We start from the raw sequence: 21,299 nt of genomic DNA, 5'->3' as shown, positions 1-21,299 counted from the left end.
TGGGCACCGCGGCCCGCATTTGCAGCATCCTAGAGTCGGAGGGCACTTGAGCTCTTCGGCGCTGACCTTCGATAGCGGGCTCGCCAGGACGGTCGACTGGTACTTTCAGAACGAGTGGTGGTGGGGGCCGATTCGCAGCCAGCGCTACGCCAGCGAGCGGCTAGGCGAAGCGCGGAAGGGCGCCGCGTGAGGCTTGTCGTCACCGCATGCGAGAACCGATAGCAACAGGTATAAGCGATTGCCGGGCGTCTTTCCTGACCTGGGCAGTATTTTCCTGACGCTCGCAATGCCATCAGCCTGTTGAGCAAAAATTTCTGGGTTCTGCCTGTTGTGTGGAAAAGTCATTCCCGAACCACTCTGGGGCAGGCCTGTCTTGCATTGTTATAAACAATGGCGATCTGCTAGAACGCCTGCACGAAAATGAGATTGTCCAGACGTGAAGCTTGAACCGGGCGACTGAAAAAGTTGCGCCTGATGCATCGGTCAGATCTGGATGGCACAAGAGAACGCTCACAGTCCATGAACATCGCGCTTACGCACCTCCAGCGGCTCGAGGCCGAATCCATCCATATTTTTCGCGAGGTTGCGGCGACCTTCGCCAAGCCGGTGATGCTCTATTCGGTCGGCAAGGATTCCTCGGTGCTGATGCATCTTGCGATGAAGGCGTTTTATCCCGCCAAGCCGCCCTTTCCCTTTCTCAACGTCGACACGACCTGGAAATTTCGCGAGATGATCGCCTTTCGCGATCAGATGGCACAAAAGCTCGGTTTCGATCTCCTGGTCCATGTCAACGAGGATGGTGTGCGCGACAACATCAATCCCTTCGATCATGGCTCGAACACCCACACGCATGTCATGAAGACCGTGGCGCTGCGGCAGGCGCTCGACAAGTACGGCTTCGATGCAGCCTTCGGCGGGGCGCGGCGTGACGAGGAGAAGTCGCGTGCCAAGGAGCGGATCTTCTCCTTCCGAAACGCCCAGCACACCTGGGATCCGAAGAACCAGCGGCCGGAGATGTGGAAGATATTCAACACCCGTATCGCGACCGGTGAATCGATCCGCGTCTTTCCGTTGTCGAACTGGACCGAACTCGATATCTGGCAGTACATTCTCCAGGAAGACATTCCGATCGTGCCGCTCTATTTCGCCAAGCAACGACCGGTCGTCGAACGCGACGGCATGCTCATTCTCAAGGACGATGACCGCATGCAGCTGCGTGTCGGCGAGACGGTCGAGAACCGGCTGGTGCGGTTCCGCACGCTCGGCTGCTACCCGCTGACCGGCGCGATCGAATCGGATGCCGATACGCTGGAGGCCATTGTCGGAGAAATGCTCACGGCGCGCACCTCCGAACGGCAGGGCCGCCTGATTGACCGTGATGAAGCCGGTTCGATGGAAAAGAAGAAGCGCGAGGGGTATTTCTGAGCATGCGCCACATCATGGCCGAGAGCCGCGCCCCCACCGACGGCATTCGTGACTATCTGGCGGTGCAGGAACAAAAGTCGCTGCTGCGCTTCCTGACCTGCGGTTCCGTGGACGACGGCAAGTCGACGCTGATCGGACGCCTGCTTTCGGATACCAAGCAGATTTTCGAGGATCAGCTTGCCGCGCTCGAGCGAGATTCGCGCAAGCACGGGACGACGGGCGACGATGTCGATTTCGCGCTGCTGGTCGACGGCCTCGAGGCCGAGCGCGAGCAGGGCATCACTATCGATGTCGCCTATCGCTTTTTCGCCACGCCGAAACGCAAATTCATCGTTGCCGACACGCCCGGTCACGAACAATACACACGCAACATGGCGACCGGCGCGTCGACCGCCGATTTGGCCATCGTGCTGATCGACGCTCGTCAAGGCGTGCTGCGCCAGACGAGGCGCCACTCGATCATCGCCTCGCTGCTGGGTATCAGGCACATCGTGCTCGCCGTCAACAAGATCGATCTCGTCGGCTTCGACAGGGCCGTGTTCGAACGGATCACCGAGGACTATCGGCAATTCTCGCACAAGCTCGGTTTTGAGACGATCGTGCCCATCCCGATGTCTGCCCGTTACGGCGACAACGTTACCAGCCGCTCGGACAAGACAGAATGGTACTCCGGCCCGACGCTGATCGAGCATCTGGAAACCGTGTCGGTGGATGAAGCCGTTGTCGAACTGCCGTTCCGTTTTCCGGTGCAGTATGTGAACCGCCCCAATCTCGACTTTCGCGGTTTTGCCGGCACGATTGCGTCCGGTTCTATCTCACCGGGCGACGAGGTTGTTGTCGCCAAATCCGGCAAGTCCTCCCATGTCCGGCGCATCGTCTCGCATGGCGGCGACCTGAGCCAAGCGGTCGCCGGCCAGGCTATCACCCTCGTTCTCGACGACGAGGTCGAGGTCTCGCGCGGCAACATGCTGGTGTCGCCGTCGGCGCGCCCGCAAGTCGCCGACCAGTTCGCCGCCAACATCGTCTGGTTCAACGAGCATGCGCTGCTGCCAGGCCGCTCCTACATCCTGCGGACCGAGACCGATCAGACCGGCGCCACCGTCACCGACTTGAAATACCGCGTCAACGTGAACGACTTCGCCCATGAGGCGGCCAAGTCGCTCGAAATGAACGAGGTCGGCATTTGCAACATCTCGACACGGGCGCCGATCGCCTTCGATACTTTCGCCGAGAACCGCTCGACCGGCGCCTTCATCCTGATCGACCGCATCACCAACGCCACGGTCGGCGCTGGCATGATCCTGCATTCGCTGCGCCGCGCCGAGAACATCCACTGGCAATCGCTCGATGTCGGCAAGCACGGCCGCGCCGATATGAAGAACCAGCGGCCCGCCGTGTTCTGGTTCACTGGGCTCTCGGGCTCCGGCAAATCGACCATCGCTAACCTTTTCGAGAAGAAACTGTTCGCCACCGGCCGCCATACCTACATCCTGGACGGCGACAATGTCCGCCACGGCCTCAATCGCGATCTTGGCTTCACCGACGTCGATCGCGTTGAAAATATTCGCCGGGTGGCCGAAGTGGCGCGCCTGATGGCCGATGCCGGGCTGATCGTCATCGTTTCCTTCATTTCGCCGTTCAGCGCCGAGCGGCGCATGGCCAGGGAATTGATGGCCGACGGTGAATTCATCGAGGTGTTCGTCGACACCCCCTTTGAGGAATGCGCCAGACGCGACCCGAAGGGCCTCTATGCGCGGGCGTTGAATGGCGAAATCAAGAATTTCACCGGCGTCGATTCACCGTATGAAACCCCGGAAAAACCCGAAATCCATCTCAAGACTCTCGGCAAGTCTGCCGAGGAGATGGTAGAGGCCCTGGAACTCTGGCTGGATGAGCGCGACATTGCCGACAACCAATACGACAGCGGCGGCGGAATCTGACGACGAATTGATGCTTGGCGTGTTCGAGCGCCTAGCGCTCGCGGCAGGGCGCGAGGTGATGCGTGTTTTCGACGCCGGCTGCGCGGTCGATCAGAAATCAGACAGTTCGCCAGTGACCGAGGCCGATCGCGAGAGCGAGAAGATCATCCTCGCCGGACTGCGCGCCGCGTTCCCCCATATCCCTTGCGTGGCTGAGGAAGAGGCAGCGGCCGGCATCGTGCCGCCCGACCTCGACGGCGCCTTCTTCCTGGTGGATCCGCTCGACGGCACCAAGGAATTCGTCAACCGCAGGACCGACTTCACCGTCAACATCGCGCTCGTTCGCCGCAGCGTGCCGGAGATCGGTGTTGTCTTCGCGCCATGCACCGGTCGCTTCTTTTCCGGCCGGCCGGGCAGGGCGGAAGCAATCGAGATCGATGACGACTACCAGATCATCGGCCGTCGGCCGATTTCGGCCAGGGCCGGTGTGGCGCCACTGACCATCGTGGCTAGCCGGTCCCACAATACACCCGAGACCGAAGCCTATATCCGCACGGTGGGCGCTGCCGAGATGGTCTCGGTCGGCTCGTCGCTGAAATTCTGTCTTGTCGCCGGCGCCGAGGCCGACGTCTACCCCCGCTTTGGCCGCACCATGGAATGGGACACCGCAGCAGGTGACGCGGTGCTGCGCGCTGCCGGCGGCATGACGCGCACGCTCGACGGCCAGCCGCTGGCCTACGGCAAGCGCAACCAGAGCGATGACGAGGACTTCGCCAATCCGCATTTCATCGCCAGCGGCAAGGTTGCCGGACCAATCTAACGATTACAGCGTCGCTGGCCCTGCAGGGGGCCGCCGCGGACGCTCCTCAAGCTACGGCAGCAGGATCGCTGCGCGGGTCGTCTGCCATGCCTCGGGCCGGCGGGGCGTTCCGCGATAGCCTTCGAAGTAAAGTTTGGCCCGGCTCGACGCGGGAGGTGCGACGTAACAGATATTCGTGGCTCTAGTCGGAGCCGAAGGTCTGCTGGTAGATCGCCTCGATCCGTTCTGCTTCGCCATCCGTCAGCGCGGCGAATTCCTTTTCGCGGGCGCGGTTCGAAAGGCGGCCGCCGTTCTGGTGAAGGAAGCGGAAGAGCAGATCGGTCAGGTGTTCTGGCATGTCGATGAAAGAGTCGACCTGCTGCCGGAACTGATCATAGCGGCGTAGGAAGGCGGTTTCATCGGGAAGATCGCGTTCGATCGTCCTCTGGACGCAGGCGTAGAGGAACTCCGCGTGCGGTGTCGCGTCGAAGAAGCGATAAAAATCCCCAGTTTCGTTCAGGACGCGGACATTGAATTGGGGCGTGGATTCCCATTCGATCAGCGGCAGCAGGCGCTGCGAGTAACTCTCAAGCACCCGCCGATACTGATCGATATGCTCCAGAATCGCGGCCGAAACGGGGAACACGAACCCGGGCGGGTTGAAGCCGCGCGCTGCAAGCACGTGATGGATCAGGTAGCGGTGAATGCGGCCGTTTCCATCTTCGAACGGATGGATATAGACAAACCCGAAGGCGAGGATCGCCGCGGCGATCACCGCATCGAGGCCCTGCGCGCGGCCGCGGTCGAAAGCGGCCATTCCCTCGATCAGCGACGACAAGTCCTCGGGGCGGGCGCTGATATGATCGGGTAGCGGCATGCGATTGTCACGGTCATGCTCGCCGACGAAGCCTCCCTCTTGCCGGAAGCCGAGCTTCACAAAGCGGGCATCTCCGAGAACAATTCTCTGCAGGCGCAGCAACTCATCGCGATCGATCGGCTGGCGGCCGGCCTCACCGATGGCGCGGCCCCAGCGCTGGATGCGGTCGTGCGGCGGCCGCTCACCCTCGATCGCGTAACTTGATCGCGAGTCCTTGAGCAAAAGGAAGGCGGCGGTCCGCACAAGGAGGTCGCGCGGCACGTCCGCGACAATCGCCTGCGCGCGCTGCGGAAGGTCGAGGCCGACGAACTCCTCGAGGGCCTTGGTGCGGAACACCAGCGGACAGAAATCCGGCGTGCCGGGGAGATTGTCCTTCACGCGGTAGCGCGGAGCAGTTTGCTCCTGCGCTGCCCATTGCAGGTCTGGATCGACAACCGGAGCGTAGCGACCAGCGTTCGCGTCAGGCAAATCAAGTCGCGACTTGGTCAGCCATTCATACAGAAACCAGATGCGGCGGGCATAGCTGCCGGTCGGACTTTCACGGACGAGCGCTTCGATCGGCGCCGGGCCCGTCGCTTGGAACAGCCGCTTGAGGATGGCCAGATCGAGACCTTCGTACTTGAGCGCGAAGGTCAGGTGCCCGTCAAGTGTCGGATGCGGCGCGTGCCGGGGCGTCATGATGCGCCAGCCGTCCCGCTCAATGATACGGTGATGTTCGCCGGTGGCCGACAGCGTGCGGGGCAACGGCACGGCAACCTTGTACGCATCGATCAGGGCACTGTAGCCGGCTGGTGTCGCCTTCTCAGGAAGGCGGGTTTCCTGAAAAACGGTAACCGGTCCTGAAAATTGATACTGTTCCGGTGTGTTCATGAAACTTGTGTTTGGTGTGTGAATTTTGATCTCATCGAGAGCCGATCCTGAAAAATGACACTATTATATGAAAAATGATTCTGCAATGCTAATTTCATGAAAAAAGATGTTTGGGCGCTATGCGAGCTCGCTGCCGCCCGGCTCTCCGAGGCGGGTCTCAATCACCATGGCACCATAGCGGCCTTAAGCACAGTTGCGGCCGAGATGAGGCGGACGGGATTTGTCAGCGATGCGCTGCTCAAAGGAAGGCGCCTCAGGCTCGTCGAGTGTGATCGCGACAATTGCCGAAGTGTCGATGACCATCAGTTCGGCAGCCCGTTCTCGTCGTAGCCGATGATCTCGCCGGCGCTACGATTGTCGAGGACGGGTAGGGCGCTCCAGCGCCGCCGGCTCGCGGCTAGATCCTCCAGAAGTGCGGCCTTACGGGCATCAGAGCCGATGCGGCGCAGCCGCTCCTCAAGTGCACGCCTGGTGGCAATTGTGAACGTCTCGCCAGTGCGCTCGGCGAGGGTGCGGGCGAGCTGTTCGGTCTCGGGGTCTTTGATGCTCAGTGCCATTGGAAGTTCCAAGGTACCTGATTGTCGATATTCTACCTAGCGCCTCCGCGATTTGCACGGCACCTGCAAAATGTGCATTCGCGCGCTGCGGAGCTCAGGACGCGGCAGATAGTGGCGACGCCTCTCGCCCGCATCGGTCAGCCCGATATTGACGGCATCAATTCCTTCCTTGCATCTTCGGAATGCCGGCTCGATCACAGGGCGCAGCATGGTCAGTGATGGCGGGGTGACACAAGGCAGGCTGGCGGGCGAATCCGTTCCGTCACATCCAATGTAGATGCAACGGGCTCTGAAGACACTTTAAGCGGCGGCTACGTGCGCCGAATTCGACCCGATATAGTTACGGATCGTCTCGATGATCCGGTCCTGGTCGGCCTCGCTCAGATAAGGATGCATGGGCAAGCACAGTATGTGATTCGGCAACTCCTCCGAAACGGCAAGGCCGGTCGGAGTGCGCGGATAGTCGCGGTAGGCGATCTGGCTATGCAGGGGTTTCACATAATAGATGACCGAAGGAATGCCCTTTTCCCCGAGATGCGCCTTGAGCCCGTCGCGCTTCGGCGTCTCGATGGCATATTGCGCCCAGGCTGAACGGCCGCCGTCCAGATTGCGCGCCGCCGTGACGATGTCGCCAAGGCCTTTGGCATATCGATTGGCGACCGCTTGCCGGGCAACCATCTCGTCTTCGAGAATGGCCAGCTTCTCGATCAGGATCGCTGCCTGCAGTGTGTCGAGCCGCGAGTTGATGCCGACGCGGACATTGTCATATTGGGTTTCGCCCTTGCCGTGGAAGGCGAACGAGCGCAGCTGTTCGGCCAGCGCATCATCATTGGTGAACATCGCGCCGCCATCGCCATAGCAGCCAAGCGGCTTTGCCGGGTAGAAGCTGGTCGAGCCGACCGCGCCGAACGAACCGCACATCTTGCCGCCGATGGAGCCGCCGATCGCCTGCGCGGCATCCTCGATCACCATCAGCCCTTCGCGGTTGGCTATTGCCATGATCGCCTCGTAATCGGCGGCGAGCCCGAACAGGTCGACTGGAATGATCGCCCTTGGCTTCAGCCGGCCTTCCGCCTTGATCATGGCGATGGCCGCCTCGAGGCTGGCGACGTCGATATTGTAGGTGTTGGGATCGACGTCGACGAAAACCGGCTCGGCCTTGGCCAGCGCCACCACTTCCGCCGTGGCGGCGAAGGTGAAGCTCGGGACGAACACCGCATCACCCGGGCCGATGCCAGCCGCAAACAGCGGCAGCAGCAATGCGTCGGTGCCGTTGGCGCAGGCGACGACGTGCTTGGTGCCGACATAGGCGGCGAGCTTGTTCTCGAATTCGGTGACTTGGGGCCCCAGTATATAGCGTCCCTCGTCGACGACGCGGTCGATGGCTGCCTTCAGCCTGTCGCGGATTCGTTCGCGCTGCGCGCCAAGATCGATGAACTGCATGTCGGCCTCAAAAGGTCATAGCCTGATAACCGGCCGCTGGTAGCAGACTTGGCGCGGCCGAGAAACCCGCCCGGGTAAAACCGCGAATTGCTCAAGTGTCGCAGTCTGTTACCTCTGATTTTCGACGCCTCCTTGAAGACGCCGGAAATCCGGGCTTGGTCGGGCACCCTACGGTCTTCATATCGCATCGCGCCCGGCCGGCGAAACATAAAGTGATCGGCAAGCGGCGCGCGTCGCCGTCCAATCAGGCGATTTCATGCCGCCAGGGCGGATTGGCGCCGGCCCGCGACACGGTCACCGCCGCAGCCTTGGCGCCGAGCGCCAGCGCCTTGTGGATGGCGTCTTCCGACAGATTGTCGATCACATCCTTCGACAGCAGGCCCTGCTCGTGCAGCGAGGCCAGAATGCCGGCGTTGAACGTGTCGCCGGCGCCGACCGTATCGACCACCTTGACCTTGTCCGGCACGACCGTGACCTTGTGATCCCTGGTGTAGCCGGCAGCGCCTTCTGAGCCATGGGTGACGACGATCAGCGTCGGGCCGCGATCCAGCCAGTTGCGAACGACGTCCTCGTGCGAGCCGGCTTCGCCGAACCAGTCGAGGTCCTCGTCCGACAGCTTCACGATGTCGGCCATGGCCATCATCGAGCGGATGCGCCTGAGGTGCTTGGCTTTGTCCGGGATGAAATTTGGCCGGATGTTGGGGTCGAGCATCATGACGCGGCGGCTGTGCTCGCGCCGCATGAATTCCTCATAGGCCGATCCGGCCGGCTCCGAGATCAGGCTGATGGCGCCGAAAAGCATGGCTTCAACCTCGCTGCCGAGTTCCGGCAGATCATCGATGGTCAGCATGCGTCCGGCTGTGTTTTCGTCATAGAATGTGTAGGTCGCCTGACCGTTGTCCAGCCGCACGAAGGCAAGAGTGGTCGGCCGGGGCGATGTGTGCGCATAGGCGGAACTAACCTTGCTTGCCCTTAGTGCGTCCTTGAATTGGCCGCCGAACAGATCCGACGACAGGCCGGAAAAGAAACCAGCGGGCGCTCCCAGTCGGCCAAGCGCTATTGCCGTATTGAACACCGCGCCGCCGACATAGGGGGCAAAGGCCGGCTCGCCCTCTGTCGTGGTGCGCGGCAGCATGTCGATCAGGGCTTCGCCGCAACAGAGGATCATGATTTCCTGTTCTCCGGCGGATAGATATCATCCTTGCGGATGATAATACTTGCGTAAAGCCGCGGCTCGCGTGTCGCGACGATCGCGTGCGTGAACCTGATCCGTAGATAGAAGTCGGCGCTGGCAAGCGCAACCATCTTGCGGTCCGGCGCGTGCTTGGCGCGGATCGTCTCCATTTCAGGTGCTCCTGGAAATCATGGTCGAACCAATGAGGAAGCGCTCGGAAAGCGGCAGGCTGGCGCCGCCCAGGGCACGTGCATGAATGCCCACAGTCCCCTCGCGAACGGCTGGGAGCTTCAGGCCTTCGCCGTCGATCTTGCCGATGGCTTCGATAACGGCATTGACGAGCCGGCGCCGCACGGCCTTCGGCATCCATCCGTCGATCACTGCTGCCTCGAAATCGATAACCGAGGACGCCGCCACGATGGCATAGGCGAGCGCCCGCGAGGCGCAGGCGATCCAGTCGTCGAGCTCCACGCCGATCTCGCCCCAATCCTCCGGTGACGTCCACAGATGCGAGGCCTCGACGCCGCGCGCGTTGAGAGCCTTTTCCAGCATGGCGATCGATGCCACGTCGATCAATTGGGTCGGCTTGCCGTCCGGTCCGGGCACCGGCATCGAACCAAGAGCGCCGGCATTGCCGGTCGGCCCTCCGAAAAGGTGACCGTTCAGCACGATGCCACCGCCGGCGAAGGCACCAATATAGAAATAGACGAAGTCGCGCGCCGCACCCGCCTTGCCGAACACCAGTTCAGCGCCGCAAGCCGACGTGGCGTCGTTCTGTAGGTAGACCGGGAACTCGCACTGCGCCTGGATGTCGGCGCGGATGTCGCGGTGGCGCCATTCGTCCATGACGTCGCGCGGCGCACCTGCCGTATCGGCCCAGTTCCACAATTCGAACGGCATGGCGATGCCAAGTCCGGCAATGCGCTTGTCCTGCGCCGGGGTGAGTTCGCCGCGCATCGTCTTCATGCCGGAGGTGACGAATTCGACCGTCTCGCGCGGTGCCGGATAGCGGTAGGAATGCTGCAGCATGGAGCGCACGTTGCCGAGGAAATCGATCAGCACGAGTTCGGCGCTGCGACGGCCGATCTTCAGGCCGATGAAATAGGCGCCATCGGGATTGAGCGCCATCGGAATGGAAGGCTGGCCGATCTTGCCGCGCAACGGCGCCTGGCGGACGAGGAGGTTGTCCACCTCGAGCTCGCGCATGATGACCGAAACCGTCTGGGCCGAAAGTCCAGTCATGCGCGCAATGTCGGATTTGGCCAGGCTGCCGTGCTGACGCACAAGCGACAGCACCAGCCGCTCATTGTGGTCGCGCATGCCGCTCTGGTTGGTGCCGCGATGAATTCGGCTTTCGGCTGCCTCGGGCGAACCGTGCCTCGTAATGCCGGTCTCCACCCCTGTTCCTCCCGTCTTTTCCCCTCAATGCTTTTGAGCCAGAATGGGTGAACGATGCAACGCTGTCAATAATAAATAAGAGTGATTTAATTATTGACAGCGACCTCGGCCTGGTATTCTGTTGGGGCAGGCATCGGCGCTGGGAAAAGTCGTCTGGATGCCGGAATGGATCCACTGGGAGGAAAATCGTGACCAAAAAAGCACTACTGAAGTCCACCGTTTTCGCGGCGGCCGGACTGGGTCTGATGGCGTTCACTTCGGCGGCGTCCGCCGCCGACGTCGGCGCCTGCCTGATCACCAAGACCGACACCAATCCCTTCTTCGTCAAGATGAAGGAAGGCGCCTCGGCGAAGGCCAAGGAACTCGGCGTCGACCTCAAGGCCTACGCCGGCAAGATCGACGGCGACAGTGAGAGCCAGGTGGCGGCGATCGAAAGCTGCATCGCCGACGGCGCCAAGGGCATCCTGATCACCGCGTCGGACACCAAGGGCATCGTCCCGGCGGTGAAGAAGGCACGTGACGCCGGCCTGCTCGTGATAGCGCTGGACACGCCGCTTGATCCGCTTGACGCTGCCGACGCGACCTTCGCGACGGACAACCTGGAGGCTGGCAAGCTGATCGGCGCGTGGGCCGCCGCGACGCTCGGCGACGGCGCGAAGGATGCAAAGATCGGCTTCCTCGACCTGACACCCTCGCAGCCGACGGTGGACGTGCTGCGCGACCAGGGCTTCATGATGGGCTATGGCATCGACGTGAAGGATCCCAACAAGATTGGCGACGAGGACGATCCGCGCATCGTCGGCCACGACGTCACCAACGGCAACGAGGAAGGCGGCCGCAAGGCGATGGAGAACCTTCTCCAGAAGGACCCCGGCATCAACGTCATCCACACCATCAACGAGCCGGCAGCCGTCGGCGCCTACCAGGCGCTCAAGGCCGTGGGCCTCGAAGGCAACGTGCTGATCGTGTCGGTTGACGGCGGCTGCCCCGGCGTGAAATCGGTCGCGGAAGGCGTGATCGGCGCGACCTCACAGCAATATCCGCTGCAGATGGCGGCACTCGGCATCGAGGCAATCGCCGCTTTCGCCAAGGACGGGACGAAGCCCAAGCCGACCGAAGGCAAGGATTTCTTCGACACCGGCGTCAACCTCGTGACCGACAAGCCGGCAGACGGTGTGAAGTCCATCGACACCAAGGAAGGCCTGGCCAAGTGCTGGGGCTGATACCGGTCTGACAGGCAACGGAGCCGATCGGCCGGGGCTTGATCCCCGGCCGCTTCGGGTGGACGATGCGCAATCGCGAGCGCGAACAATTCCGACGGCAGATCGGGAATGGTGAACGGGCGTCGGCGTAGCTGAAGCTCAACGGGAGGAAACATGAGCCAGGTCCAGGAATTCGAGAAGGCCATCTCGAGCAGCGACAGCGTCGCTGCTTTTGACGAACACGGTACTTCGGTCGTCAAGCGCATCCAGCATTTCTTGCATTCCACTCCGGCTGCGGTGCCGCTGATCGTGCTGGTTCTGGCGATCGCTGTTTTCGGCGTCACGATCGGCGGGCGGTTCTTTTCGTCCTACACGCTGACGCTGATCCTGCAGCAGATCGCCATCGTCGGTATTCTCGGTGCCGCGCAGACGCTGGTCATCCTTACAGCCGGCATCGACCTGTCAATCGGCGTGATCATGGTGATTTCGGCCGTGATCATGGGCAATTGCGCGGTCACCTATGGTCTGCCGACCTTGCTCGCCGTGGTGATCGGGCTGGCCGCCGGCGGGGCCTGCGGGCTGCTCAACGGGCTGCTAGTCGCCTACATGAAGCTGCCGCCCTTCATCGTCACGCTCGGCACCTGGAACATCGTCATGGCCACCAACTTCATCTATTCGGCCAATGAGACGATCCGCGACGCCGACGTCGATGTCCAGGCGCCGCTGCTGCATCTGTTTGGCCTGAACTTCAAGGTCGGCACGGCGGTGCTGACGCTCGGCGTCATCGCCATGGTCGTGCTGGTGCTGATCCTGTGGTACGTGCTCAATCACACGGCATGGGGCCGCCATGTCTACGCTGTCGGCGACGATCCGGAGGCGGCGAAGCTGTCGGGCATCCAGACCAGGAAGGTGCTGATCTCGGTCTACACACTTGCCGGGCTGATTGCCGCTTTCGCCGCCTGGGTCTCGATCGGCCGCAATGGCTCGATTTCGCCGTCCGCTGCCGTCACCGACTACAATTTGCAGGCGATCACCGCGACGGTGATCGGCGGCATTTCCCTCTTCGGCGGACGCGGCTCTATTTTGGGCACTCTGTTCGGCGCGATGATCGTCGGCGTCGTCTCAATGGGTCTCAACATGATGGGCGCCGATCCGCAATGGAAAGTGCTGCTCACCGGTGTGCTGATCATCGGCGCCGTGGCGATCGACCAGTGGATCAGAAAGGTTTCGGTGTAACCATGACCCAAGAGCCCATCCTCACCGCGCGCGGCCTCCTCAAGCGCTACGGCCGCGTCACGGCACTGAACAACTGCGATTTCGATCTCTATCCCGGAGAAATCCTGGCCGTGATCGGCGATAATGGCGCAGGCAAGTCGACGCTGATCAAGGCGATCTCGGGCGCCGTGATCCCGGACGAGGGGATCATCGAGCTGGACGGCAAGCAGGTGCTCTTCAAGTCGCCCATCGAGGCCCGTGAAGCCGGCATCGAAACCGTCTACCAGAACCTGGCGCTGTCGCCGGCGCTGTCGATCGCCGACAACATGTTCCTCGGTCGCGAGATCCGCAAACCGGGTTTTCTGGGCGACTGGCTGCGCATGCTCGACCGGCCGGCAATGGAAAAACGCGCCCGCGACAAGCTCACCGAACTTGGCCTGATGACCATTCAGAATATCAGCCAGGCCGTTGAAACGCTCTCGGGCGGCCAACGCCAGGGCGTGGCGGTGGCGCGCGCCGCCGCCTTCGGCTCGAAGATGGTCATCATGGATGAGCCGACGGCGGCGTTAGGCGTCAAGGAAAGCCGCCGCGTGCTCGAACTGATCCTCGACGTGAAGAAGCGCGGCCTGCCGATCGTGCTGATCTCGCACAACATGCCGCATGTCTTCGAGGTGGCCGACCGCATTCACATCCATCGGCTGGGCCGTCGCCTGTGTGTCATCGATCCCAAGCAGTATACGATGTCCGATGCCGTCGCCTTCATGACCGGAGCGAAGCTTCCGCCGGAGGCGGCGCTGGCGGCCTGAATCGCCAAATTGCCGCAGGGCTGGTTGGCCCCGTGGCTGCCTAAATCGATTGAACATCTAGTGAGATGCACTAGCATGGGGGTGGGAGGAATAGTGAAAGCCGGTATGATCATGGCAACCGCACGAGAGGCAGCATGACGCGCGCAATGACATCCGAAGCTCCCATCCTCGAAAACTCCGATCCCAAGGCGCTCGCCGACGAAGTCTTGAAGGCCCTCAAATACAGGCTCGGCAAGGATACCAGCGTCGCGACGCAATACGACTGGCTCACCGCCTCGATCAAGGTCGTGCGCGACCATATCGTCGATCATTGGATGCAATCGACGAAAGAGGCTTATGATCAGCAGGAAAAGCGCGTCTACTATTTGTCGCTCGAATTCCTCATCGGTCGCCTCATGCGCGACGCCTTTTCCAATCTCGGCCTGATGGACAACATGCGCGAGGCGCTGTCGTCGCTTGGCGTCGATCTCGACATCATCGCCGCGCTCGAGCCGGATGCGGCCCTTGGCAATGGCGGTCTCGGCCGGCTCGCCGCCTGTTTCATGGAAAGCATGGCGACAGTCGATATCCCCGCGCATGGCTATGGCATTCGCTACGCCAACGGCATGTTCCGGCAGGAAATTCATGACGGCTGGCAGGTAGAACTGCCCGAGACCTGGCTCGATCACGGCAACCCCTGGGAGTTCGAGCGCCGCGAACGTTCCTTCGAGGTTGGCTTCGGCGGCGCGGTGGAATCGATCACCTCGAAGGACGGCCGGCTCGAGCGCCATGTCTGGAAGCCGACCGAACACGTTCTGGCCGTCGCCTATGATACGCCGGTGGTCGGCTGGCGGGCCAAGCGGGTCAACACGCTGCGCCTCTGGTCCGGGATGCCGATCGATCCGATCCTGCTCGACAAGTTCAATGCTGGCGACCATATCGGCGCGCTTGCCGAAAGCAACAAGGCCGATGCCTTGTCGCGCGTCCTTTACCCCGCCGATTCTCACAAGGCCGGGCAGGAGCTGCGGCTGAGGCAGGAATATTTCTTCTCCACCGCTTCGCTGCAGGACATCGTCCAGCGCCATCTCAGCCAGTATGGCGATCTGCAGTCGCTGCCCGACAAGGCGGCAATCCATCTCAATGACACCCATCCGGCCATCGCGGTGACCGAGATGATGCGCCTGTTGATGGATGTCCACGGCATGGATTTCGACCAGGCCTGGAGCATCACCAAGCGCACCTTCGGCTACACCAACCACACGCTGCTTCCCGAAGCGCTCGAAAGCTGGCCGGTGCCGCTGTTCGAGCGGCTGTTGCCGCGCCATATGCAGATCATCTACGCCATCAACGCCGAAGTGCTGCTGGAGGCGCGCGCCTCCGACCAGTTCTCGAATGAGCAGATCAGCCAAATCTCGCTCATCCAGGAAAACGGCGAGCGCCGGGTGCGCATGGGCAATCTGGCCTTTGTCGGCTCGCACTCGATCAACGGCGTGTCAGCACTGCACACCGAGTTGATGAAGGAAACGGTGTTTGCCGATCTCCACAAGCTCTACCCCGACCGCATCAACAACAAGACCAACGGCATCACGCCGCGGCGCTGGTTGATCCAGTGCAATCCCGGTCTCACCGCGCTCACCCGCGAGGCGATCGGCGACCGCTTCCTCGACGACATCGATGCGATCAAGGAGCTCGATGCCTTCGCCGACGACGCCGCCTTCCGCGACAAGTTCGCGGCCGTCAAGCGGGCAAACAAGGTTAGGCTTGCCAATCTCGTCGCCAATCGCCTTGGCATCAAGGTCGATCCCTCGGCGCTGTTCGATATCCAGATCAAGCGCATCCACGAATACAAGCGCCAACTCTTGAACATCCTCGAAACGGTCGCGCTCTACGACCAGATCCGCTCCCATCCAGAACGCGACTGGATGCCCCGCGTCAAGTTCTTCGGCGGCAAGGCGGCGCCCAGCTATCATAACGCCAAGCTGATCATCAAACTCGCCAACGACGTCGCCAGGGTCATCAACCGCGACCCGGCGGTTCGCGGCTTGCTCAAAGTGGTGTTCGTGCCGAACTACAGTGTCAGCCTGGCCGAGATCATGATGCCGGCCGCCGACCTTTCGGAGCAGATATCGACTGCCGGCATGGAAGCCTCCGGCACCGGCAACATGAAGTTCGCGCTGAACGGTGCGCTGACCATCGGCACGCTCGACGGTGCCAATGTCGAGATCAAGGAATGCGTCGGCGACGACAACATCTTCATCTTCGGCCTGACCACCGCCGAGGTCGCCGAGCGGCGCAGCAACGGCTACGATCCGCGATCCGTCATCGAATCCTCTCCCGAACTGGCGCAAGCCGTGGCTGCCGTTTCGTCGGGCGTTTTTTCGCCTGACGATCCCGAACGCTACCGCGACCTGATCAACGGCCTCTATCAGGGCGACTGGTTCATGGTCGCCGCGGATTTCGATGCCTACGCCGCCACCCAGCGCGACGTCGATGCCGTCTGGCGCAACAGCCCGGATTGGTACGCCAAGGCAATCCGCAATGTCGCCCGCGTCGGCTGGTTCTCGTCCGATCGCACGATCCGCCAATATGCGAAAGACATCTGGAACGTGCCCGTCTGATATGATTGCATGAGGCCACGAACAACGTGGTCCGGGGAGGGTCACTGCCTGATGAGCAAGCCGCGCGCGACCGCCGCGACAAGCGGGCCGGATAGACTGGCGTCAGCCGGCGATGTCGCGGCGATTGTCGCCGGTACGCATGGCGACCCGTTTGCTGTCCTCGGCGTGCATGAGGCGGACAAGGGTTTCGTCGCCCGCTGCTTCGTCCCACATGCCGAGTTCGTCACTGCCTATACGCTGACCGGCAAGAAAGCGGGCGAACTCTCCAGGCGCGACGAAGGCGGCTTCTTCGAGGGCAGGCTGTCGCTCAGAAAGCGCCAGCCGCTGCGCTATCACGCTCGCAATGCCGGCGGCGACTGGTGGCTGACCGATCCCTATTCGTTCGGCCCGGTGCTCGGTCCGCTGGACGACTATTACATCGCCGAGGGTTCGCATCTCAGGCTGTTCGACAAGCTCGGTGCGCATCTTATCGATCACGAGGGTGCGTCCGGCGTGCATTTCGCCGTCTGGGCGCCCAATGCTAGGCGCGTTTCGGTGGTCGGCGACTTCAACGAATGGGATGGCCGCAGGCATACGATGCGCGTGCGCCGCGACACCGGCATCTGGGAATTGTTCATTCCCGACATCGGCGCCGGCCGGCCCTACAAATACGAGATCATCGGGCCCGACGGCGTACGGCTGCCGCTGAAGGCCGATCCGTTCGCCTTCAAATCCGAACTGCGCCCGGCCACCGCTTCGGTGACGGCGCTTCCGCCGGCGCATGAATGGGGCGACGAGGCGCACCGCAATTTCTGGCGCAACGCCGACCCCAGGCGCGAGGCGGTGTCGATCTATGAGGTCCATGCCGGCTCCTGGCAGCTTCACGACGACGGCAGCTTCCTGTCATGGGATGAGCTGGCAGGCCGGCTGATCCCCTACGTCACCGATACGGGCTTCACCCATATCGAATTCATGCCGATCTCCGAACATCCCTATGATCCGTCCTGGGGCTACCAGACGACGGGCCTTTACGCGCCGTCCGCCCGCTTCGGCGATCCGGACGGTTTTGCCCGGTTCGTCGACGGCGCCCACCGCGCCGGCATCGGTGTCATCCTCGACTGGGTGCCGGCGCATTTCCCGGTGGACGCGCATGGCCTGGCCAATTTCGACGGCACCGCACTCTATGAGCATGCCGACCCGCGCAAGGGATTTCATCCCGACTGGAACACCGCGATCTACAATTTCGGCCGGCGCGAGGTGGTCTCGTTCCTCGTCAACAATGCGCTGTTCTGGGCCGAGAAATACCACGTCGACGGTTTGCGGGTCGATGCCGTCGCCTCGATGCTCTACCTCGATTATTCACGCAAGGCCGGCGAATGGATCCCCAACGAAAAGGGCGGGCGCGAAAACCTCGAGGCGGTCAGCTTCCTCCAGCGGATGAACAAGGAGGTCTACGGCCACCATCCGGGCGTGATGACGATCGCCGAAGAATCGACCTCATGGCCGAAGGTCTCGCAGCCGGTGCATGAGGGCGGACTGGGCTTCGGCTTCAAGTGGAACATGGGCTTCATGCACGACACGCTGGAGTATTTCTCCAAGGAGCCGATCTTTCGCAAGCACCACCACAACGATATCACCTTCGGCCTGGTCTACGCCTTCTCAGAGAATTTCGTGCTGCCGCTCTCCCATGACGAGGTCGTGCACGGCAAGGGGACGCTGCTCGGCAAGATGGCCGGTGACGACTGGCAGAAATTCGCGACATTGCGCGCATATTACGCCTTCATGTGGGGCTACCCCGGCAAGAAGCTGTTGTTCATGGGGCAGGAATTTGCCCAGCGCCGCGAGTGGAGCGAGGCGCGTGCGCTCGACTGGAACCTGCTCGATTTCCGGCTCCACCGCGGCGTCTGGCAGACGGTGCGCGATCTCAACTATCTCTATCGCTCGCGCCCGGCCCTGCATGCGCGTGACTGCGAGCCGGAGGGCTTTTCCTGGCTGATCGTCGACGACAGCGCGAACTCCGTCTTTGCGTGGCTGCGCAGCGCGCCGGGCGGAAACCCGATCGCCGTCATCTCCAATTTCACGCCCGTGCCGCGCGACAATTACCGCGTGCCGTTGCCGACGGCAGGAAGATGGCGCGAGATCATCAACACGGACGCCTCCGACTATGGCGGTTCTGGCAAGGGCAATGGCGGCGCCGTCGAGGCTCGGGCGGAAGGAGGAAGCATCTCGGCGACGATGCTGCTGCCGCCGCTGTCGACGATCATGCTCGAATTTGCTCCGGATTGAGCGGTGTCTCGCAGCGAGTAACTTGGGAGGATAAAATGGCAGAGATAAAACGGACCCAGCCGCTGGCGCGCGATGCCATGGCCTATGTGCTGGCCGGCGGCCGTGGCAGCCGCCTCAGGGAGTTGACCGACCGGCGCGCCAAGCCCGCTGTCTATTTCGGCGGTAAGACGCGCATCATCGATTTCGCGCTCTCCAATGCGCTCAATTCCGGCATCCGCCGCCTCGGCGTCGCCACCCAGTACAAGGCGCATTCGCTGATCCGCCACCTGCAGCGCGGCTGGAACTTCCTGCGGCCCGAGCGCAACGAGAGCTTCGATATCCTGCCGGCCAGCCAGCGCGTGTCGGAAACGCAGTGGTATGAGGGCACCGCCGACGCCGTCTACCAGAACATCGACATCATCGAGGCCTACGGGCCCGAATACATGGTCATCCTGGCCGGCGACCACATCTACAAGATGGACTACGAGCTGATGCTGCGCCAGCACGTCGACGCCGGTGCCGATGTCACCGTCGGCTGCCTCGAAGTGCCGCGCATGGAGGCGACCGGCTTCGGCGTCATGCATGTCGATAACAAGGACACCATCATCTCCTTCATCGAGAAGCCTGCCGATCCGCCCGGCATTCCCGACAAACCGGACTTTGCCCTGGCCTCGATGGGCATCTATGTGTTCAAGACCAAGTTCCTGATGGAGCAATTGCGGCGCGACGCCGCCGAACCCGGCTCAAGCCGCGACTTCGGCAAGGACATCATCCCCTATATCGTCGAGCACGGAAAGGCGATCGCCCATCGCTTCGCCAAATCCTGCGTGCGCTCGACCGCCGAGAACGAGGCCTATTGGCGCGATGTCGGAACCGTCGACGCCTATTGGGAAGCCAATATCGATCTCACCGATATCACGCCAGAACTCGACCTCTACGATCGCGACTGGCCGATCTGGACCTATGCCGAGCTGAAGCCGCCGGCAAAGTTCGTGCACGACGAGGATGGCCGTCGCGGTATGGCCATCTCTTCGCTGGTGTCGGGCGATTGCATCGTCTCCGGCGCCTCACTCAAGCGAAGCCTGATCTTCACCGGCGCGCGCATCAATTCCTATTCGACGCTCGAGGAAGTCGTCATGCTGCCCGACTGCCATGTCGGCCGGAACGCAACATTGAAGCGCGTGGTGATCGATCATGGCGTAAGGATACCGGAGGGGCTCGTGGTCGGCGAAGACCCGGCCCTCGATGCCAAGCGCTTCCGCGTTTCCGAAAAGGGTATCTGCCTCATCACGCAGGTCATGATCGACAAACTGGGGTTGTAGTGGATGCAGGTCCTGTCGGTCACGCCCGAAATATTCCCTCTGATCAAGACTGGCGGGCTTGCCGACGTGACCGGCGCGTTGCCGATCGCGCTCGCTGGCAAGGGCGTGACCATGCGCACGCTTATACCCGGCTATCCCCAGGTGATGGATGCCTTCAAGAAAAAGAAGGCCGTTCACCAGTATCCGCTGCTGCAGGGCGGCAAGGCTTCGGTCCATGCCGTCCAGATCGCCGGGCTCGACCTGTTCGTGCTCGACGCACCGCATCTGTTCGATCGCCCCGGCGGTCCCTATGGCAATGCGACCGGCGCCGACTGGCCTGACAATTGGCGCCGTTTCGCGGCGTTGAGCCAGGTTGGCGGCGACATCGCCGCCGGCGCCATCTCAGGCTACCAGCCGGATCTCGTCCATGCCCATGACTGGCAGTCGGCGATGACGCTGGCCTATATGCGCTACGGCAAGGCGGTCGGCACGCCGTCGATGATCACCGTCCACAACCTCGCCTTTCAGGGCCAGTTCGGCGCCGGCATCTTTGGCGAACTTGGCTTGCCTGCGGCCGCCATGGCGCTCGACGGCGTCGAATATTATGGCGGCGTCGGTTTCCTCAAGGCCGGCCTGCAGGCCGCCTGGGCCATCACCACGGTCAGCCCGACCTATGCGCAGGAAATCCGCTCGCCGGAGTTCGGCATGGGCCTCGATGGGCTCGTCAATATGCGATCCGTCGATCTCTATGGCATCGTCAACGGCATCGACACCGAGACATGGAACCCTGAAACCGACAAGCATCTGGTCTCCAACTATACGGCCAAGACTTTGAAGGCGCGGCGCCCCAATCGCGCTGCCGTCGAGGATCGCTTCAACCTCGACCGCGACGACAGTCCGATCGTCTGTGTCGTCAGCCGGCTCACCTGGCAAAAGGGCATGGACATACTGGCGGCCGTCGTCGACGGGATCATTGCAAGGGGGGCGCGCCTGGCGATCCTGGGATCCGGCGACGCCGGCCTCGAAGGTGCGCTGCTGGCCGCCGCCGCCCGCCATCGTGGTCGCATCGGCGTCGTCGTCGGTTACGACGAGGGGCTCTCCCACATCATGCAAGGCGGCTGTGACGCCATCGTCATTCCGTCGCGCTTCGAGCCTTGCGGGCTGACGCAACTCTACGGCCTGCGCTATGGCTGCGTGCCGGTCGTCGCTCGCACCGGCGGGCTTGCCGACACGGTCATCGACGCCAATGAAGCGGCCGTTTCGGCGGGCGTTGCGACAGGCTTCCAGTTCGCCCCCGCCGATACTGGCGCCTTCCTGCATGCCATCCGCCGGCTGGTGGAGGCGCACGCCAACCCCGCGGTCTGGACGTCGATGCAGCGGCAAGGCATGAAGGCCGATGTGTCGTGGGACAAAAGCGCCGAAAAATACGTTGAACTCTATCGCTTGCTGCTTTCGAAAAGGGTTGCCTGAAG

16 protein-coding genes and 2 pseudogenes are annotated in these 21,299 nt (G+C 62.3%); 11 read left to right on the top strand and 7 right to left on the bottom strand.

Going from position 1 to position 21,299, the window contains the following annotated elements:
• Positions 1–67 precede the first annotated feature (67 nt).
• The 4 genes and pseudogenes from IQ26_RS17245 to cysQ form a co-directional block, all read left to right on the top strand.
• Positions 68–190: pseudogene (locus IQ26_RS17245) on the top strand (dTDP-glucose 4,6-dehydratase); the annotation flags it as partial.
• 329 nt (positions 191–519) lie between these two features.
• Complete coding sequence (cysD, locus tag IQ26_RS17240; RefSeq protein ID WP_145719341.1) at positions 520–1,425, top strand: sulfate adenylyltransferase subunit CysD; 906 nt, start codon at positions 520–522, stop codon at positions 1,423–1,425.
• Between the two features lie 2 nt (positions 1,426–1,427).
• The gene (gene cysN / locus IQ26_RS17235) at positions 1,428–3,365 is read left to right on the top strand and encodes a sulfate adenylyltransferase subunit CysN (RefSeq protein ID WP_162457984.1); all 1,938 of its coding nucleotides are present in this window, start codon (positions 1,428–1,430) and stop codon (positions 3,363–3,365) included.
• Between the two features lie 10 nt (positions 3,366–3,375).
• Entirely contained in the window at positions 3,376–4,164 is a 789-nt protein-coding gene (gene cysQ / locus IQ26_RS17230; RefSeq protein ID WP_162457992.1) for a 3'(2'),5'-bisphosphate nucleotidase CysQ, read from the top strand.
• A 181-nt stretch (positions 4,165–4,345) separates the two neighbouring features.
• On the opposite strand, the gene IQ26_RS17225 is transcribed toward cysQ, so the two are convergent.
• The 7 genes and pseudogenes from IQ26_RS17225 to IQ26_RS17195 all read right to left on the bottom strand — a co-directional run bounded on the left by IQ26_RS17225 (position 4,346) and on the right by IQ26_RS17195 (position 10,462).
• Entirely contained in the window at positions 4,346–5,890 is a 1,545-nt protein-coding gene (locus IQ26_RS17225; RefSeq protein ID WP_145719336.1) for a Fic family protein, read from the bottom strand.
• 123 nt (positions 5,891–6,013) lie between these two features.
• Positions 6,014–6,193: pseudogene (locus IQ26_RS40415) on the bottom strand (PIN domain nuclease); the annotation flags it as partial.
• Complete coding sequence (locus IQ26_RS17215) at positions 6,193–6,447, bottom strand: type II toxin-antitoxin system VapB family antitoxin (RefSeq protein WP_145719333.1); 255 nt, start codon at positions 6,445–6,447, stop codon at positions 6,193–6,195. The gene IQ26_RS17215 and the pseudogene IQ26_RS40415, both read right to left, overlap by 1 nt.
• A gap of 300 nt (positions 6,448–6,747) precedes the next feature.
• Positions 6,748–7,890 carry a DegT/DnrJ/EryC1/StrS family aminotransferase gene (locus IQ26_RS17210; RefSeq protein WP_145719331.1) on the bottom strand — a complete coding sequence of 381 codons (1,143 nt, stop codon included), beginning with the start codon at positions 7,888–7,890 and terminating at the stop codon, positions 6,748–6,750.
• Between the two features lie 244 nt (positions 7,891–8,134).
• Positions 8,135–9,058 (bottom strand): carbohydrate kinase family protein, encoded by a 924-nt coding sequence (locus IQ26_RS17205; protein WP_145719329.1) that lies wholly within the window; start codon positions 9,056–9,058, stop codon positions 8,135–8,137.
• Positions 9,055–9,234, bottom strand: a complete 180-nt coding sequence (locus IQ26_RS17200) for an RbsD/FucU family protein (protein WP_240547155.1) — start codon at positions 9,232–9,234, stop codon at positions 9,055–9,057. Before IQ26_RS17200 ends, IQ26_RS17205 begins: the two co-directional genes overlap by 4 nt.
• Position 9,235: 1 nt before the next feature.
• Entirely contained in the window at positions 9,236–10,462 is a 1,227-nt protein-coding gene (locus IQ26_RS17195) for an ROK family transcriptional regulator (RefSeq protein ID WP_145719326.1), read from the bottom strand.
• Positions 10,463–10,707: 245 nt separating this feature from the next.
• Between IQ26_RS17195 and IQ26_RS17190 the strand changes: the two genes are divergently transcribed.
• From IQ26_RS17190 to glgA, 7 genes are all read left to right on the top strand, one after another.
• On the top strand, positions 10,708–11,685 hold the full coding sequence (locus IQ26_RS17190; protein ID WP_240547162.1) for a sugar ABC transporter substrate-binding protein: 978 nt from the start codon (positions 10,708–10,710) through the stop codon (positions 11,683–11,685).
• 153 nt (positions 11,686–11,838) lie between these two features.
• Positions 11,839–12,900, top strand: coding sequence for an ABC transporter permease (locus IQ26_RS17185; RefSeq protein ID WP_145719322.1), 1,062 nt, complete (start codon positions 11,839–11,841; stop codon positions 12,898–12,900).
• 2 nt (positions 12,901–12,902) lie between these two features.
• A complete protein-coding gene (locus IQ26_RS17180) occupies positions 12,903–13,685 on the top strand; it encodes an ATP-binding cassette domain-containing protein (protein ID WP_145719321.1) in 783 nt (260 codons plus the stop codon).
• Positions 13,686–13,819: 134 nt separating this feature from the next.
• The gene (locus tag IQ26_RS17175) at positions 13,820–16,282 is read left to right on the top strand and encodes a glycogen/starch/alpha-glucan phosphorylase (RefSeq protein WP_145719318.1); all 2,463 of its coding nucleotides are present in this window, start codon (positions 13,820–13,822) and stop codon (positions 16,280–16,282) included.
• A gap of 51 nt (positions 16,283–16,333) precedes the next feature.
• Positions 16,334–18,547 carry a 1,4-alpha-glucan branching protein GlgB gene (glgB, locus tag IQ26_RS17170; RefSeq protein ID WP_145719316.1) on the top strand — a complete coding sequence of 738 codons (2,214 nt, stop codon included), beginning with the start codon at positions 16,334–16,336 and terminating at the stop codon, positions 18,545–18,547.
• A 35-nt stretch (positions 18,548–18,582) separates the two neighbouring features.
• Complete coding sequence (glgC, locus tag IQ26_RS17165; protein WP_145719315.1) at positions 18,583–19,848, top strand: glucose-1-phosphate adenylyltransferase; 1,266 nt, start codon at positions 18,583–18,585, stop codon at positions 19,846–19,848.
• 3 nt (positions 19,849–19,851) lie between these two features.
• Positions 19,852–21,297: a glycogen synthase GlgA gene (gene glgA / locus IQ26_RS17160; protein WP_145719313.1), complete on the top strand. Its 1,446-nt coding sequence runs from the start codon at positions 19,852–19,854 to the stop codon at positions 21,295–21,297.
• Positions 21,298–21,299 lie beyond the last annotated feature (2 nt).

The organism is Mesorhizobium tianshanense, assembly GCF_007830515.1.
GTDB lineage: Bacteria > Pseudomonadota > Alphaproteobacteria > Rhizobiales > Rhizobiaceae > Mesorhizobium > Mesorhizobium tianshanense.
This window is presented reverse-complemented; position numbering and strand designations above follow the sequence as displayed.